Origin of the sequence: Blastococcus sp. VKM Ac-2987, from assembly GCF_026967805.1 — a bacterium.
GTDB lineage: Bacteria > Actinomycetota > Actinomycetes > Mycobacteriales > Geodermatophilaceae > Blastococcus.
Window position 1 is genome coordinate 411,672 of record NZ_JAPVBG010000002.1, and the last position, 15,869, is coordinate 427,540.

General features: G+C 75.1%; 14 protein-coding genes. 10 read left to right on the top strand and 4 right to left on the bottom strand.

The genetic code is table 11. The annotated features are described in order from the left end of the window. The first annotated feature begins 56 nt into the window (after positions 1 to 56). Positions 57 to 377, top strand: coding sequence for an ArsR/SmtB family transcription factor (locus O2W17_RS10850; RefSeq protein WP_269193290.1), 321 nt, complete (start codon positions 57 to 59; stop codon positions 375 to 377). Further along, positions 374 to 895, top strand: a complete 522-nt coding sequence (locus O2W17_RS10855) for an SRPBCC family protein (protein ID WP_269192446.1) — start codon at positions 374 to 376, stop codon at positions 893 to 895. The genes O2W17_RS10850 and O2W17_RS10855 overlap by 4 nt, the downstream gene beginning before the upstream one ends. On the opposite strand, the gene O2W17_RS10860 is transcribed toward O2W17_RS10855, so the two are convergent. Then, a complete protein-coding gene (locus tag O2W17_RS10860; protein ID WP_269192447.1) occupies positions 880 to 1,299 on the bottom strand; it encodes a hypothetical protein in 420 nt (139 codons plus the stop codon). The genes O2W17_RS10855 and O2W17_RS10860 overlap by 16 nt on opposite strands. A 283-nt stretch (positions 1,300 to 1,582) precedes the next feature. Here O2W17_RS10860 and O2W17_RS10865 point away from each other — a divergent pair, with 283 nt between their 5' ends. The 4 genes from O2W17_RS10865 to O2W17_RS10880 all read left to right on the top strand — a co-directional run bounded on the left by O2W17_RS10865 (position 1,583) and on the right by O2W17_RS10880 (position 6,691). Further along, positions 1,583 to 3,397 (top strand): phosphoenolpyruvate carboxykinase (GTP), encoded by a 1,815-nt coding sequence (locus O2W17_RS10865; protein WP_269192448.1) that lies wholly within the window; start codon positions 1,583 to 1,585, stop codon positions 3,395 to 3,397. Positions 3,398 to 3,562: 165 nt separating this feature from the next. Continuing rightward, positions 3,563 to 4,777, top strand: a complete 1,215-nt coding sequence (locus O2W17_RS10870) for an MFS transporter (RefSeq protein WP_269192449.1) — start codon at positions 3,563 to 3,565, stop codon at positions 4,775 to 4,777. A 4-nt stretch (positions 4,778 to 4,781) separates the two neighbouring features. Further along, positions 4,782 to 6,038 (top strand): alpha/beta fold hydrolase, encoded by a 1,257-nt coding sequence (locus O2W17_RS10875; protein WP_269192450.1) that lies wholly within the window; start codon positions 4,782 to 4,784, stop codon positions 6,036 to 6,038. Next, on the top strand, positions 6,035 to 6,691 hold the full coding sequence (locus tag O2W17_RS10880) for an acVLRF1 family peptidyl-tRNA hydrolase (protein WP_269192451.1): 657 nt from the start codon (positions 6,035 to 6,037) through the stop codon (positions 6,689 to 6,691). The genes O2W17_RS10875 and O2W17_RS10880 overlap by 4 nt, the downstream gene beginning before the upstream one ends. Positions 6,692 to 6,829: 138 nt before the next feature. On the opposite strand, the gene O2W17_RS10885 is transcribed toward O2W17_RS10880, so the two are convergent. Then, a complete protein-coding gene (locus O2W17_RS10885) occupies positions 6,830 to 7,840 on the bottom strand; it encodes a zinc-binding dehydrogenase (protein ID WP_269192452.1) in 1,011 nt (336 codons plus the stop codon). Positions 7,841 to 7,937: 97 nt separating this feature from the next. Between O2W17_RS10885 and O2W17_RS10890 the strand changes: the two genes are divergently transcribed. Both O2W17_RS10890 and O2W17_RS10895 read left to right on the top strand, forming a co-directional pair. Continuing rightward, complete coding sequence (locus O2W17_RS10890) at positions 7,938 to 10,007, top strand: HelD family protein (RefSeq protein WP_269192453.1); 2,070 nt, start codon at positions 7,938 to 7,940, stop codon at positions 10,005 to 10,007. 111 nt (positions 10,008 to 10,118) lie between these two features. Then, complete coding sequence (locus O2W17_RS10895) at positions 10,119 to 12,476, top strand: transglycosylase domain-containing protein (RefSeq protein WP_269192454.1); 2,358 nt, start codon at positions 10,119 to 10,121, stop codon at positions 12,474 to 12,476. Here O2W17_RS10895 and O2W17_RS10900 read toward each other — a convergent pair. Continuing rightward, positions 12,473 to 13,402: a YhjD/YihY/BrkB family envelope integrity protein gene (locus O2W17_RS10900; RefSeq protein WP_269192455.1), complete on the bottom strand. Its 930-nt coding sequence runs from the start codon at positions 13,400 to 13,402 to the stop codon at positions 12,473 to 12,475. The two genes, O2W17_RS10895 and O2W17_RS10900, sit on opposite strands and share 4 nt — an antisense overlap. 403 nt (positions 13,403 to 13,805) lie before the next feature. Here O2W17_RS10900 and O2W17_RS10905 point away from each other — a divergent pair, with 403 nt between their 5' ends. Next, complete coding sequence (locus O2W17_RS10905; protein WP_269192456.1) at positions 13,806 to 14,900, top strand: C40 family peptidase; 1,095 nt, start codon at positions 13,806 to 13,808, stop codon at positions 14,898 to 14,900. Here the strand turns inward: O2W17_RS10905 and O2W17_RS10910 are convergent. After that, on the bottom strand, positions 14,870 to 15,430 hold the full coding sequence (locus tag O2W17_RS10910) for a hypothetical protein (RefSeq protein WP_269192457.1): 561 nt from the start codon (positions 15,428 to 15,430) through the stop codon (positions 14,870 to 14,872). The genes O2W17_RS10905 and O2W17_RS10910 overlap by 31 nt on opposite strands. 113 nt (positions 15,431 to 15,543) lie before the next feature. On the opposite strand from O2W17_RS10910, the gene O2W17_RS10915 reads away from it, so the two are divergent. After that, on the top strand, positions 15,544 to 15,867 hold the full coding sequence (locus O2W17_RS10915) for a DUF3817 domain-containing protein (protein ID WP_269192458.1): 324 nt from the start codon (positions 15,544 to 15,546) through the stop codon (positions 15,865 to 15,867). Positions 15,868 to 15,869 lie beyond the last annotated feature (2 nt).

Below are 15,869 nucleotides of genomic sequence, written 5' to 3' on the forward strand. Positions count from 1 at the left end.
GCGCCAACCCCTCGCCCGACACGTAACCGATGTGTTACGCATGTCCCGTGGAGGCGATGCAGGCGCTCGGCGACCCGACCCGGCGCGCCCTGCTCGACCTGCTCGCCGGCGGCGAGCTCCCCGCCGGGGAGCTGGCCGACCGGTTCCCGGTCAGCCGCCCGGCGATCAGCCGGCACCTGCGGGTGCTGCGCGAGGCGGGGCTGGTCCGGGTCCGGAGCGACGGACGGCAGCGGCTGTACGCGCTCGACCCCGGGCCGCTGCGGGAGATCGACGACTGGCTGGAGCGCTACCGCGACCTGTGGGCGCACCGGCTGGACGCGCTGGACACCGAGATGGCCCGCGGCCGGCGGGCGCGGAGGAACGGAGGAGCGACATGAACCTGCGACGCGAGGACACGGGCCCGGGGGCCCGGCGGGGCACCGTCACCACCGAGGACGACGGGCGGCGGAGGCTGGAGTTCCGCCGCTCGTGGCCCGACCCGATCGAGGACGTCTGGGCGGCCCTGACCGAGCCGGACCGCATGGGCCGCTGGATCGGCACGTACGAGGGCGAGCGCGCCGTGGGTGGCACCGGCACGTTCACGATGACCCACGAGGCCGAGCAGATCGGCGAGCCGATGACGATCCGCGAGTGCGATCCGCCGCGCCGGCTCGTGGTCGAGTGGACCCAGCAGGAGACCGAGGACTGGTCCCTCGCCCTCGACCTGCGGGCCGAGGACGGGCGGACCCACCTCCTCTTCACCCAGGTCTTCCCGGCCGGCACCGACGTCGTCGACTTCGCCATGGGCTGGCACTGGTACCTGGACAAGTTCGGCGCCGAGGTCGCGGGCGACCCGGTGCCGGGGGACTGGGACGCCTTCCTCGCCGAGGTCGGGCCCGCCTACGGCCGGAGCTGACGGCGGGCCAGCACGGCCATGGCGACGGAGCCGCCGAACCCCAGCGCCACGATCGGCGTCTCCACCGGGTCGAACCCGGCCGCTGTCAGCCGGTGCCGGCACAGCCGCTCGGAGAGGTAGCCGCCGACCATGCCCGTGCCGAGCAGGCGGAGCGCCTGCCGGGCCCGGTCGTCCGCCGGGTCGCGCAGCAGGCGGAGCACGGCCCACGCCTGGCTGCCGAGCATGTAGGACGGCGCGCTGATCGCCGTGCCGAACCACCACGAGTCGCGGCCGACGTGCTCGGGGCTGCCGGTCATGAAGGGGACGTCGTAGGCGTGGCGCCGGCGGAGGGCGACCACCTGGCCGGCCAGGCCGGCGGCGAGCTGGATCGTGGCGGCGCGGACGAGCGCCGGGGGAGGCGGCATGCCGCGCAGGCTAGGGCCACGGCGCACCGGAGCGGGGGCTCCCGGCCTCGCCCCGCCGGTGCCGCGGCTCGCGGACGGGGTCGGGCCCCGTCGGCCGGTCGCCCGGCCAGGGGCTTTCGACCTAGGGGCAGACGTCCTAGACGTAACATCTCTCACGGTTACATCGGTGCGATGCGCCGGTAACCTCTCCTGATCCGGCGGGTTGCACCAGCGACGTCGCCGGGTAGACCGCACCACCGCCGGTGCAGCACTCCGCCCCGGCAACGCAGAGGATGGAGACGCCGTGACCACCGTGGCCACCCCAGGTCTGGAGAACGCCCCCACCACGCACGCCCGCCTCCTGGCGTGGGTGCGGGAGATGGCCGAGCTGACGACCCCCGACCAGGTGGTCTGGGTCGACGGCACCGACGAGGAGTGGGAGCGGCTCACGACCAAGCTCGTCGACGCCGGCACGTTCACGCGCCTGGCGAAGAAGCCCAACTCCTTCCACTGCGCCTCCGACCCCAGCGACGTCGCGCGCGTCGAGGACCGCACCTACATCTGCTCGGTCGACGAGGCCGACGCGGGTCCCACCAACAACTGGATGGACCCGAACGAGATGAAGTCGGTCATGACCGAGCTGTACCGGGGGTGCATGCGCGGCCGGACGATGTACGTCATCCCGTTCTGCATGGGCCCGGTCGAGGCCGAGAACCCGATGTTCGGCGTCGAGCTCACCGACTCCGAGTACGTCGTCGTCTCCATGCGCGTCATGGCGCGGATCGGCAGCGCCATCCTCGAGGCCCTGGGCACCGACCGGCCGTTCGTGCCGGCGATGCACTCCCTCGGTGCGCCGCTCGAGGACGGTCAGGCCGACGTCCCGTGGCCGTGCAGCGACACCAAGTACATCGTGCACTTCCCCGAGGAGCGGGCCATCTGGTCCTACGGCTCCGGCTACGGCGGCAACGCGCTGCTGGGCAAGAAGTGCTACTCGCTGCGCATCGCCTCGGCCATGGCCCGCGACGAGGGCTGGCTGGCCGAGCACATGCTCATCCTCAAGCTCACCAACCCGCAGCAGAAGGTCTACTACGTGGCCGGCGCCTTCCCGTCGGCCTGCGGCAAGACGAACCTGGCGATGCTCGAGCCGACCATCCCCGGCTGGAAGGTCGAGACGATCGGCGACGACATCGCCTGGATGCGTTTCGGCGAGGACGGCCGCCTCTACGCCATCAACCCCGAGTTCGGCCTCTTCGGCGTCGCGCCCGGCACCGGGTGGGACACCAACCCGAACGCCATGCGGACGATCGACAACGGCAACTCGGTCTTCACCAACGTCGCGCTGACCGATGACGGCGACGTCTGGTGGGAGGGCATGACCGACGACGCCCCCGCCCACCTGACCGACTGGAAGGGCCGCGACTGGACGCCGGAGTCCGACGAGCTCTCGTCGCACCCGAACTCGCGGTTCTGCACGCCGATCACCCAGTGCCCGATCCTGGCTCCGGAGTACACCGACCCGAAGGGCGTGCCGATCTCGGCGATCCTCTTCGGTGGCCGCCGCAAGACCACGATCCCGCTGGTCAGCGAGGCGCGGGACTGGAACCACGGCGTCTTCATGGGGGCCACGCTCTCCTCGGAGACCACCGCGGCCGCCACCGGCGCCGTCGGCGTCGTCCGCCGCGACCCGTTCGCCATGCTGCCGTTCATCGGCTACAACGCCGGTGACTACTTCGGCCACTGGGTGAACACCGGCAAGCAGCACGACGCCAGCAAGCTGCCGAAGATCTTCTACGTGAACTGGTTCCGCCGCGACGAGGACGGCGGCTTCCTGTGGCCGGGCTTCGGCGAGAACAGCCGCGTGCTGAAGTGGGTCATCGAGCGCCTCGAGGGCACCGCGGCGGCGGTCGAGACGCCGGTCGGCCACGTGCCCACCGTCGACTCCCTCGACGTCTCCGGCCTGGACCTGACGCCCGAGCAGGTCGAGCAGGCCCTCGCCGTCAAGTCCGAGGAGTGGCGCGAGGAGATCCCTCAGATCACCGAGTGGTTCGAGAAGTTCGGTGACAAGCTGCCCAGCACCATGTGGGACGAGCTGGAGATCCTGAAGAGCCGCCTCGCGTAAGAAGCGCGACCCGGGGCCCGGACCGCAGCTGCGGTCCGGGCCCTCGTCGTCCCGCCCCCGCCCAGGAGGGGGGCGGCGGGGTGCCGGTCTGGCCTCACGGCGCGTCGGGCCGGGGTCGGTTAGCGTGGCGGGGGCCCCTTCCCGTTCTCGGAGGCATCCCCCCTCGTGGCAAATCCGTACCTGCAGGTGCTGCGGACCCCGCACGCCCTGCCGATGGTGCTCGCCGCCTTCATCGGCCGGCTGCCCCTGTCGATGGTCGGGCTCGGCTCGGTCCTGCTGGTGGCGTCCGAGACGGGCTCCTACGGCCTCGGCGGCGCCGTGGCCGCCGTGGGCGCCGTGACGACGGCGATCGCCGGGCCGCTGCTGGGGCGGTGGGCCGACACGCACGGCCAGCGCCGGGTGCTGCTTCCGGTGCTGGTGGTCTTCGTCGCCGCCGGGCTGGTCTTCCTGTTCTCCGTCCGCGAGGCCTGGCCGCTCTGGATCGTCTTCGCCTCCGCCGGGCTGGCCGGGGCCTGCATCCCGCCGGTCTCCTCGATGATCCGCGTCCGCTGGACCCACCTCCTGCGCGGCAGCCACCGGCTGCCCACGGCTCTGGCGATGGAGTCCGTCGTCGACGAGTTCGTCTTCATCGTCGGCCCGGTCCTGGTCACGTTCCTCTCCACCACGGGGCACGCGACCTCCGGCGTGGTGACGGCGTTCACGCTCGCCACCGTGGGCAGCCTGCTGTTCGCCGCCCAGCGCCGCACGGAACCGGAGCCGCACGGGCACGCGAGCCGGCAGGGTCCGTCCGCGATCCGCACCACGGGTCTGCGGGTGCTCTTCGTCGTCGGGGCGGCGGTCGGCGCGATCCTCGGCACGCTGGAGATCGCCCTGGTCGCCTTCGCCGACGAGCGGGACGCCATGTCGCTGTCCGGCGTGCTCATCGCCAGCCTGGCGGTGGGGTCGATGGCCAGCGGCATCGGCTGGGGGGCCATCCACTGGCAGCTGCCGCTCCGGCTGCGGCTGGTCGGCGCCCTGACCCTGCTCACCCTGCTGGTCGTCCCGCTCCTGTTCATCGACGACATCTGGGTGATGGTCCCGTTCGTGATCGTCGCGGGCATCGCGGTGTCGCCCTCGCTGATCAGCTCCTTCACCCTGGCCGAGCTCCTGGTGCCCCGGTCGGCGGTGACGGAGGCGTTCACCTGGATCGGCACCGCGCTGGGCCTGGGGGTCGCCGTGGGCGCCTCGGCCGCGGGCAAGATCGTCGACGTCGCCGGCGCCAACCGGGCGTTCATCGTCGCGGTCGTCGCCGCGGGGATCGCCGCCGTCGTCGTCGGCCTCTACCAGCGGCTGCTGCACGTGCCGGCCGAGCACGCCGCCGAGCCGGCGCTGGCCCGCTGACGCCGTGCAGGAGTACGCGCTCCCCGGGGCGCAGGTGCGCGACCGGTCGGTGACCGTGCCGCTGCACTGGAGCGCCCCCGACACCGGCGGCACCCTCGACGTCTTCGTGCGCGAGCTGGTGCACCCCGACCGGCGCGGGGACGACCTGCCGCTGCTGCTCTTCCTGCAGGGCGGCCCGGGCGGGAAGTCGCCCCGGCCGACCCGCGGCGGCTGGATCGACCGGGCGCTGCGCGAGTTCCGGGTGGTCCTGCTCGACCAGCGGGGCACCGGGCGCAGCTCCCGGGTCACCGGCGCGACGATCGGCCGCTTGCCCGACGCCGCCGCGGCCGCCGCCCACCTGCTCGCCTTCCGCGCGGACTCGATCGTCGCCGACGCCGAGCACGTCCGGACGACGCTCTACGGCGGCCGGTCCTGGAGCACCCTGGGCCAGAGCTACGGCGGCTTCGTGACCCTGACCTACCTCTCGCGGGCGCCGGAGGGGCTGCAGAGGTGCCTGGTCACCGGCGGGCTGCCCGGCCTGCACGCCGACGGCCGGGAGGTCTACCGGCGCACGTATCCCCGCGTCGCGGCGAAGACCCGCCGGTTCTACGAGCGGTACCCGGGCGACGTGGCGGGCATCGCCGCCGTAGCCGACCGGCTGGCCGCCGAGCCCGCGACCCTGCCCGACGGCGACCGGCTGACCGTCCGCCGGCTGCAGACGGTCGGTCAGGCGCTGGGCACCCGGGACGGCGCCGAGGAGCTGCACTGGCTGTTCGAGGAGGCGCTCGACGACGACGGCGGGCTGTCGGACACCTTCCTCGACCAGGTGGCCCGCCGGACGTCCTCCTGGGACAACCCGCTGTACGCGGCCCTGCACGAGAGCATCTACGCGCAGGGGCCCGGCCCGATCGGCTGGACGGCGCAGGACGAGCGCGGCCCGGAGTTCGACGGCGACCGCCGCCCGCTGCCGTTCACCGGCGAGATGATCTACCCCTGGATGTTCGAGGAGATCGCCTCGCTGCGGCCGTTCGGCCCGGCCGCGGAGGCGCTGGCCGAGCGCGAAGAGTTCCCCGCGCTCTACGACCCCGCGCGGCTGGCCGCCAACGAGGTGCCGGTCGACGCCGCCGTCTACTTCGACGACATGTACGTCGACGCCGGGCTGTCGCTGGAGACCGCCGAGGCGGTCGGCAACGTGCGCACCTGGGTCACCAACGAGCACGAGCACGACGGGCTCCGGGTCGGGAACGTGCTCGACCGGCTGCTGACCCTGCGGTCCCGGTGACCCGTCCCCGGCCCGCCGCCGGCGGTGGGCGGCAGCTCGGCGTGGGCCCGGAGCGGCTGGGCCGCTGGCTGGACGGCGTCGCCACCCGGCACGGCGCGTTCACCGCGGTCGAGCCGGCCGACGACGGGCTGACGATCACCTGCGCCGACACGACCACGGTCGTCCTGCGTGCCCCGTTCGGCTGGACGCCGGAGGCCCCGCTGCTCGGCAGCTTCACCGCCGCCGCGGGCCGTCCGCGGCGGGCCGCGGTGCTGCTGGTCCGCCGCGGCCGGTGGGCGGTCGGCGTCTTCGACGGCGACCAGCTGGTCGTGTCCAAGGTCGACGCCCGGCAGGTGCAGGGCCGGACGGCGGCCGGTGGCTGGTCGCAGCAGCGCTTCGCCCGCCGGCGTGGCCACCAGACCGACGCCGTCGTCGACCACGCCGTGGAGACCGCAGCCCGGGTGGCGCTGCCGCACGCCGACGGGCTGGCCGCGCTCTTCACCGGCGGCGACCGGGGGCTGACCGACGAGGTGCTGGCCGACCCCCGGCTGCGCCCGCTGGCGGCCCTGCGCCGCGACCCCGCCCTCGACGTGGGGGAGCCGACCAAGGCCGTCCTGCTGGAGACGCCGAAGCAGTTCCGCGCGGTCCAGGTGCTGATCCGCGAGCCTGAGTAGTCGGGTCGCGCCGAGTGGGCCCGATGACACCGTCGTCCTCCGGACGACACCGCGGCCAGGAGCCGTCCCCCACCGCCGCTGAGCCGCTGCGTCGCGCCTGCGCGGGAGCCTACGGCCCCCACTCGGCGCGACCGGGCATCAGGGGGTGATGACCAGGCGGATGGGGTCGCCCTCCTTGTTCGCCAGCCGCGCCACGCCCTCGGCGGCGTCGGCGAGCGGCAGGGTTCCGGAGACGGAGCGGCTCAGGTCCAGGCGGTGGTGCCGGATCAGGTCGACCAGCTCCACCACGTGCGCGGGCTCGGAGCCGTAGTGGCCGAGGATCCGCTGGCCGAAGTAGCTGAACTGGGTGCCGTTGCGGATCTCCAGCGGCTGGTCGGTGAGGCCGACCAGCACGAGGGCGCCGTCGCGCTCCAGGCAGCGCACCGCCTGCTCGCGCACCGCGGCGACGCCGGCGAAGTCGAAGGCGAACGCCAGCCCGGGCCCGCCGGTCAGCTCGCGGACGCGGGTGGCGATGTCCTCGGCCGGGTCCAGCGCGAGGTCGGCGCCGAAGTCGAGCGCCCGCTGCCGGGCGGCCGGCACCGGGTCGACGGCGACGATCGGCGCGGCCCCGGCCAGGCGCAGCAGCTGCACCGCGTGCGCGCCGAGCCCGCCGATGCCCCAGACGCCGACGGGCTGGGCGGCCCGCACCTGCGCCGTCCGCACGATCGAGGCCCACGGCGTGGACACCGCGTCGGGCACGATGCAGGCCTGCTCGAGCGGCAGGGCATCGGGGATCGGCACGACGGTGTCGGCCGTGGCCAGGGCGTACTGCGCCCACCCGCCGTCGTAGTCGACGCCCCGGGTGTGGATCCAGCCGCCCTTCTCCTCGCCGGCCTGCAGCAGCACCCGCTGACCCTCCGTCCAGCCGGCCACCCCGGCACCGAGCTCGGCGACGGTGCCGGCCACCTCGTGGCCGAGGGTCACCTCGTCACCGGCGAGGAACAGCGGCGAGAGCTGGCCCTCGATGAGGTGGACGTCGGAGAGGCAGATGCCCGCCGCCTTCACCTCGATCAGCACCTCACCGGGGCCCGGCGTCGGCTTGGGCACCTCCTTGACCACGAACTCACGGGTGCGCACGTTCAGCCGGCCGGCCAGCATCGAGTCAGGCATGCCCCCATCCAACGCCGTGGACGGCGCGCCGACGACCGGAGGGCGGCCGCCGAAACCCCTCGCCCGGAGGCGCCGGCGGGCGTAACGTCCTCCGACCGTGTCTCTCCCCGCAGCCCCCGAGACCACCGCCCCCGATCCCGTCCTCGCTGCCGAGCGCGCCCACCTGCGCCGGGCCGCCGACTGCCTGGCGCAGATGCGCGTCGCCGCATCCGCCGTCACCGACGCCGGCGTCGACTCCTGGGCGTCCGAGCGCCTCGGCGCCGCCCGGGCCGAGCGGCTGGCCGCCCTGGCCGCCGACCCCGGCGTCCCGCCGTTCTTCGGGCGCACCGACGCGCTGCCGGTCGACGGCGCCGGCGAGACCTTCCACATCGGCCGCCGGCACGTGCGCGACGCCGCGGGCGACCCGGTCGTCATCGACTGGCGGGCGCCGATGAGCCGGCCGTTCTACCAGGCCAACGCCGCCGATCCGCAGGGCGTGGCGCGGCGCCGCCGGTTCGGCTTCTCCGGCGGCGAGCTCACCGGCTACGAGGACGAGCTGCTCGCCGAGCCGGGCTCCGGGCATCCCGGCGAGCTGCTGCGCGCGGAGATCGAGCGGCCGCGCAGCGGCCCGATGCGCGACATCGTCGCCACCATCCAGCCCGACCAGGACGACATCGTCCGCGCCCCGCTGGCCGACTCCATCTGCGTGCAGGGCGCTCCGGGCACCGGGAAGACCGCCGTCGGCCTGCACCGGGCGGCCTACCTGCTCTACACGCACGGCGGGCAGCTGGCGCGCACCGGCGTCCTGGTCGTCGGGCCCAACCGGGCGTTCCTGCGCTACATCGAGCAGGTGCTGCCCACCCTCGGCGAGGCCGACGTCGCGCAGACCACGGTGGCCGAGCTGACCGCCCGGGTGCCGGTGCGGGCCGAGGACCGCCCCGACGTCGCGACGCTCAAGGGCGACGCCCGGCTGGCCGAGGTGCTGCGCCGGGCGCTGTGGGGCGAGATCGCCAAGCCGGTCGACGACGTGCTGTTGCCCCTGGCCGGACGGCGTTACCGGGTGCCGGTCGAGCGGCTCAAGCGCGCCGTCGACGACCTGCGCCGCCGGGGGAGGGGCACCGACGACCAGCAGCTGCTGCACTACGCGGCCGGCCGCGAGCGGCTGGCGATGCTGCTGGCGACGGACGCCCGCCGGCAGAAGGAGGAGGCCGGCGGCAGCCCTTCCGACGGCGAGGTCCGGCGGGCCGCCCGCAGCCCCGAGGTGCGGGAGTTCTGCGACCGCGTCTGGCCGGCCCGGGACGCCGCCGGGCTGCTGCTCCGGCTGTGGACCGAACCCGACCGGCTGGCCCGCGCCGCCCGCGGGATCCTGGACGACGCCGAGCAGGCGCTGCTGCGCTGGCCGGTGCCGCCCCGGTCGGTGCGCACCGCCCCGTGGACGGCGGCCGACGCGGTGCTGGCCGACGAGCTCGCCGGGCTGCTGGAGCGCACCCCCGGCCACGGGCACGTGGTCGTCGACGAGGCGCAGGACCTCTCGCCCATGCAGTGCCGGGCGATCGCCCGCCGGCTGGGCGCCGGCTCGCTCACCGTGCTCGGCGACCTGGCGCAGGGCACCAGCCCCTGGTCGCCGGACGACTGGGCTCGCACGCTGGCCGACCTGGGGCGGCCGGACGCCGGCATCACCCCGCTGACCCGGGGCTACCGGGTGCCGGCCGAGGTGCTCGACTTCGCCAACCGGCTGCTACCGGTGATCGCCCCCGGGCTGACGCCGGCCACCGCGGTCCGGTCCGAGCCCGACGCGCTGTCGCTGCGACCGGTGCCCGCGTTCGGGGGCCCGCTGCTGGAGGTGGTCGGGGCGCTGGCCGCGGTCGCCGGCTCGATCGGGATCGTCTGCGCCGACGCGGCGGTGGCCGGGGTGGCCGGCCTGCTCACCGGCGCCGGCGTCGACGCGGCCGAGCTCACCGACGACGGGACGGGCGCGGCCGCGGTCGCCGTCGTCCCCGCCACGCTGGCCAAGGGGCTGGAGTTCGACGCGGTGGTGGTCGTCGACCCCGCGGCGATCGTGGCGGCCGAGCCGCGCGGCCTGCACCGGCTCTACGTCGTCCTCACCCGGGCGGTCAGCACCCTGGTGGTCCTGCACCGCGACGACCTCCCGGCACCGCTGCGCGGGGAGGCCGGGCAGCTCGTGTGACGGGGGTGTCCCGGGGGACGCGCGGGACGGCTCCGGTCGCGGCTCCGCCGCGGAGATGGTTGTGCAACGCGATCAACCCTGCTGAGCTGGCCTTTCAGCCGGAGGAGGGTCATGGGGTCGCGCACGGGCACCGGCCGCACGCTGCTCACCCTCGGGGGTGCCGTCCTGCTGGCGGGGGTGCTGCTGGCCGGGCTGCTGATGCCGTGGATCGGCGGCCCGGCGCTGGCCGCCCGGCAGTCCACCGGCCTGCTCGGTGACCCACCGGAGGAGTTCTCCGTCGAGGTGCCGGCCCGCAACAGCGTCATGCTGGCGGCCGACGGCGAGGTGATCACCTCCTTCTACCGCGAGAACCGCGCGCCGGTCGCGACCGAGGAGATCGCCGAGGTCATGCGGCAGGCGCTGATCGCCATCGAGGACGCCCGCTTCTACGACCACGGCGGGCTCGACGTGCAGGGCACCGTGCGCGCGCTGGTCACGAACATCGCCGCCGGCGAGGTCGAGGAGGGGGGCTCCACGCTCACCCAGCAGCTGGTCAAGCAGACCCTGCTGCAGGCCGCCGGCACCCCGGAGGAGCGCGACGCGGCCATCGAGAAGACCTTCGGCCGCAAGCTGCGCGAGGCCCGGCTGGCCCTGGCGATGGAGAACGCGTACAGCAAGGACGAGCTGCTCACCCGCTACCTGAACATCGTCTACTTCGGGCGGAACGCCTACGGCGTCCAGCCCGCGGCCCAGGCGTTCTTCGGCGTGGACGCAGCACGGCTGACCCTGCCGCAGGCGGCCCTGCTCGCCGGCCTGGTGCAGAGCCCCTCCGACCACGACCCCTTCACCGACCCCGAGGGCGCCGCCGTGCGCCGCAGCCAGGTGCTGGCCCGCATGGCCGCCCAGGGCTACATCACGCCGGAGCAGCAGGCCGAGGCCTCGGCCGCCCCGCTGGGGCTGGCCCCCGCCGCCGCGCCGCCCCGCGGCTGCATCGAGGCGACCGTGGGCGCCTACGTCTGCGACTTCGTGCAGAGCTGGCTGGAGCGCGAGCACGGCCTCACGCAGGAGGACCTCGAGCGCAACGGCTACGTGATCCAGACGACGCTGGACGCGGACCTGCAGCGCGCCGGCGACGCGGCGGTGGTCGCGACCGAGCCGCTGGAGAGCTCGCTGGCGGCGACCTTCACCGCGGTCGAGCCGGGCACCGGCCACCTGCTGGCCATGAGCGTCAACCGCGTCTTCGGCCACGACGAGGACGACCGCACGCAGGAGTCGTTCAACCTCAACGCCGCCCCCAGCCGCGGCGCCGGGTCCACCTACAAGGTGTTCGTGGCCGCCGCCGCGCTCGCCCGCGGGTACTCCACGGAGTACACGCTCACCACGCCCAGCCGGTACGTCTCCCGCGTCTACGAGGAGGGCGGTGGGCCCTACGACGTCCGGAACTCCGGCACCTACCGGTCCACGCTCGACCTGACGACGGCGCTCTACCAGTCCTCCAACACCTACTTCCTAGCGCTCGAGGACGCCCTCGGCAGCGTCGAGGAGCCGGTGCGGATGGCCGAGCGCATGGGCCTGTACGAGCACGGGCCCGGCGGGCTCGCGCAGCGGACCATCGACGAGAACAACGGCTCGTTCGCCTTCGGGCCCGAGGCGACCAGCCCGCTCGGGCTGGCCGGTGCCTACGCCACGCTGGCGGCCGGCGGCACGCAGTGCGACGTCGTCCCGGTCACCGGGCTGCTGGACCGTGACGGGGAGCCCGTCCTGGGGGACGACGGCGAGCCGCTCGTCGACGGCGACCGCTGCACGCCCGAGGCGATCCCGGCCGGGGTCGCCAACACGCTCAACCAGATGCTGCGCAAGGACGTCGAGCCCGGCTACGAGGGGCAGACCGGCCGGCGCGCGTACGTGCCGGGGCACCAGATCGCGGGCAAGACCGGCACCACGCAGGAGAACGTCTCCGTCGCCTTCGTCGGCTACACGCCGGAGATCGCCGCCAGCGTCATGGTCTTCAATCCCAAGGAGAAGGAGGACGTCGGCGGCTTCGGCGGCGGCAAGGGCGCGACCATCTGGCACGACGCGATGGCGCCGATCCTCACGACCCGCGGCAGCAGCGACTTCCCGCCGGCGGACCCGGCCGTCGTCCGGGGGGAGACCGTCCCGATGCCCCGCTGCTCCGATCCGTTCGACTGCGCGGACGTGCTCAGCCGCGCCGGCTTCCTCGACCTCGTCGTGCGGGTGGACAGCGACCTCGCCCCGGGCGAGCTCGTGGGCACGAGCCCGCCCGCAGGCGGACGTGCGGTGCCCGGCCAGGCGGTCTCGATCCTGGTCAGCAACGGCTCGCGGTACGTGCCGCCCCCGCCCGTGCCGACGCCCGTCCCGGTGCCGGAGCCCGTCCCGGTGCCGCCTCCGCCGGTCGCCCCGCCGCCGGTGGAGCCTGCGCCGGAACCAGGCCCCGAGCCTGATCCCGTCGCGCCGGAGGACCCGGACTAACGGAGCTCCGGACCCGGGTCGAGCGCCTGCCCCGGCCGCGTCCGCGCCGACGGGCCGTGCCACCGCTCGTCCAGCGACTGGGTGACCAGCCAGCCGAGCAGGACCACCAGGTGCAGGGCGAACAGCCAGAGCCCGACCGCCACCACCCCGCCGACGACGACGAGCCCGCCGAACGGTGCGCCGAGGTCCAGCGGCAGGGCCAGGAACAGCACGAAGCCCTGCAGGAAGCCGGACAGGCACGCCGCGGTGAACAGCGCGCCCGCCAGGAGCGCCGGCCACCGCACGCGGCCCCCGCCGACGACGCGGAAGCCCCATGCCAGCGGCACGGTGAGCGCTGCCAGCACCGAGTAGTACCCGACGGCCACCTGCCCGACGGCGGCCGCCGCGCCCCCGCGGTCGGCCAGGTCGGCCATGAGCGACGCGGCCAGCAGCAGCGGGTAGAGCAGGACCGGTGCGAGCAGGAGGAGGGGGAGCGCGCCGAGCCGGCCGCGCCAGCCGGTCATCCCCTCGTGCCGGGTGCCGAAGCGGAGCAGGGCCCGCCGCAGCCCCTCCCCGTACAGGGACATGGGCAGCAGGGCGAGCAGGGCGCCGAGGGGGTCCAGGCCGACGCCGGCGTCCACCAGCCGGGCCACGGCCGCCGGTGCCCCGAGCTCGTCCGGGAGGAGGTCGCCGAGCCGCACCCCCAGCTCGTGCACCCGCTCCGGGGAGGTGAGCCAGGCCGTCAGGCCGAACGCCAGCACCAGGAGCGGCACGATCGCGATGCCGGCGTAGAAGGTGAGACCGGCGGCGATGAGCGCGAGGTCGCGGCCCCGGAGCCGGGACTTCACGCCGGGGAGGACGCCGGTGACCAGGCCCCTCAACCGGCCGGGGCGGGCCCGGGTGGGATCGTCTTCCGCCGTCCGCCGCTCGGGCGGTGCCTCGCTCACCAGGCGATCGGCGGCAGGAACCGGCGGATGTCCATCCCTCGGTAGTGGTCCGGCGGCGGCGCGCCGAAACCGGGCGGGGAGGTTCCGTTCGTGGGCCCCACCGGGCTCCGGAGGTGTGGCTGCAGCGCCGGGCGGGGCTCGTGGTGCGCGGCGAGCCGGAACGCAGGGTCGAACTACACGAATGTCGTTCAGGGCGTTGTCACGACCCGGTCACGGCGCCTACGGTGAGTATGCCCGCCGGGGCTTACCGTCACCGCCCCGCGTGACACCCGCCGGGCGCCGTCGAACCGGCCACCTCCGCGCACACGGGGAGTGACGGACCGATCCCTCCCGGACCGTGGCCGTGCGCCGTCGTGCCGGGCCGGTAGGCGGCTCGCGAGAGAGAACGGAGAGCCGCCGCACCATGGCGACCCCCCTGCGCCCGCTTCCCCGCCGCCGTACCGCGCGGGCGGGGCTGGCCCTCGCCGGCACCCTCGGCCTCCTGTTCTCGGCCGTTCCCGCGTCGGCCGAGCCGGGCGGTCCGAGCTCGTCGGCCGAGGCGGCGCAGCTGGTCGCCGAGCGCGGGCACCAGCTCGAGGTCGTCACCGAGCGGTTCAACGAGGCGCAGGACGCGCTGGCCGCCCAGCAGGCCGCCGCGGCCGCCGCCGCGGCCCAGCTGGAGCAGGCGACCGCCGATCTCGCCCGGGCGCAGGAGGCCGTGCGCGGCATCGCCCGCAGCGCCTTCACCGGGGAGAGCCTGGGGTCGCTCCAGGCGATGCTCACCAGCAGCTCGGCCGACGAGTTCGTCAACCGGGTGGCCACGCTGCAGACCATCGCGGGGCACCAGAGCGGTCTCCTCGAGGAGGCCGCCCGCGCGAACGTGGCCGCCGCCCAGGCCCAGACCACCGCGCAGCAGTCCGCCGCCGACGCGCAGGCGACCTACGACGACGTCGCCCGGCAGCAGGCCGACCTGGCGGAGCAGGTCGCCGACTTCCGGGCGCAGTACGAGCAGCTCACCGCGGCGGAGCGGCAGGCCGCCGCGGCAGCCGCCGCCGCAGCGCACGCCGAGGACGGGCACGGCGGGGAGGCGCCCGCCGCCGAGCCGCAGCGCGCCAGCCGCAGCGACCGCGCCCCTGCGCCGTCGGCGCCGGTCGTGGCGAACAGCAGCGCCGCCCAGGCCGCCGTCGACGCCGCCATGGCCCAGCGGGGCAAGCCCTACGTGTGGGCCGCCTCCGGACCCGGCGCCTTCGACTGCTCGGGTCTGACCTCCTACGCCTACCGCGCCGCGGGGATCAGCCTCCCGCGGGCCAGCCGCAACCAGGCCGGCGTCGGCCAGGCGGTCTCCCGCGACCAGCTCCAGCCCGGCGACCTGGTGTTCTTCTACAGCCCCATCAGCCACGTCGGCGTCTACATCGGCAACGGCCAGATGGTGCACGCGCCCACGTCCGGCGACGTGGTCAAGGTGGCCAGCATCGACTCGATGGGCGGCTACAACGGGGCCCGGCGGATCGCCGGCTGACCATCCCGGGTGACCTGCTGGAGCAGGCCCCACACGAACACCGCCCGGGCGCCGTCCGGCAGGGACACCTCCCAGCGGGTCACCACGCCGGCACCGCGGGCGCCGGGCAGGCCGACGACGTCGTCGAGCACGTGCTCCCACACCAGCAGCCGACGGCCCGTGGCCGGCGGGACGGGCGAGCCGGGTGCCCGGACGAGGTGCTCGTTGTAGACGGCGCCGCCCGGACCGCTGAGCACCTCCCACCACAGGTGCGGCCACAGCGGCAGGGGCCAGCGGCGCACCTGGACGTCGAGGTCGCCGAACCGCCGGTCCTCCAGCTCCTCGGGCGGGCCGAGGACCGCCGAGCGCAGCGCGAGCCCGCGCGGCGCCCGCCGGGAGTGCTGCAGCGCCTGCCAGCGGGTGTGCGCGGCGTGGGCCTCGGCCCGGGTCGCGCCGAGCCGGGGGAGGGCCGCGGCGGTGAGGTCGGGCCGGACGTCGGCCATCCGGCGCAGCAGGACCAGGCAGAACTCCCGCCGGGCCAGTCCGCGCACGGCGCCGACCCTGCCAGGTGCCCCTGTGCCGCCAAGGTCACACCCGCGGCGGGGACCCCGCACGCCGCCCGGTCGTTGACCCTCGGACAGCCCCGCCGACCCGAGGACGTCCGTTGACCCCGCGCACCGTCGCCACCGCCTTCCGCATCGTCGCCGTCGCCGAGGCGATCACCTGGATCGGCCTGCTGGCCGGGATGTTCGTCAAGTGGGTGCTGCAGACCTCCGAGCTGGGTGTGCAGGTGTTCGGCCCGATCCACGGCGGGGTCTTCGTCGTCTACGTCCTCGTGGCGCTCGTCGCGGCCCGGGTGCTGCGCTGGTCGGCCGGCACCACCGTGCTCGCGCTCGCCGCATCGGTGCCGCCGCTGGCCACGGTCTGGTTCGAGCGGCGGGCCACCCGCTCCGGTGAGCTGCCCGCGCGCGGGGCGCTGACCGCCTGACC

What these genes read in the sequence shown, in the direction of transcription:
- O2W17_RS10850 (WP_269193290.1), top strand. Translation starts at nt 57, where the DNA reads ATGCAGGCGCTCGGCGACCCGACCCGGCGCGCCCTGCTCGACCTGCTC.
- O2W17_RS10855 (WP_269192446.1), top strand. Translation starts at nt 374, where the DNA reads ATGAACCTGCGACGCGAGGACACGGGCCCGGGGGCCCGGCGGGGCACC.
- O2W17_RS10860 (WP_269192447.1), bottom strand. Translation starts at nt 1,299, where the DNA reads ATGCCGCCTCCCCCGGCGCTCGTCCGCGCCGCCACGATCCAGCTCGCC.
- O2W17_RS10885 (WP_269192452.1), bottom strand. Translation starts at nt 7,840, where the DNA reads ATGCCTGACTCGATGCTGGCCGGCCGGCTGAACGTGCGCACCCGTGAG.
- O2W17_RS10895 (WP_269192454.1), top strand. Translation starts at nt 10,119, where the DNA reads ATGGGGTCGCGCACGGGCACCGGCCGCACGCTGCTCACCCTCGGGGGT.
- O2W17_RS10905 (WP_269192456.1), top strand. Translation starts at nt 13,806, where the DNA reads ATGGCGACCCCCCTGCGCCCGCTTCCCCGCCGCCGTACCGCGCGGGCG.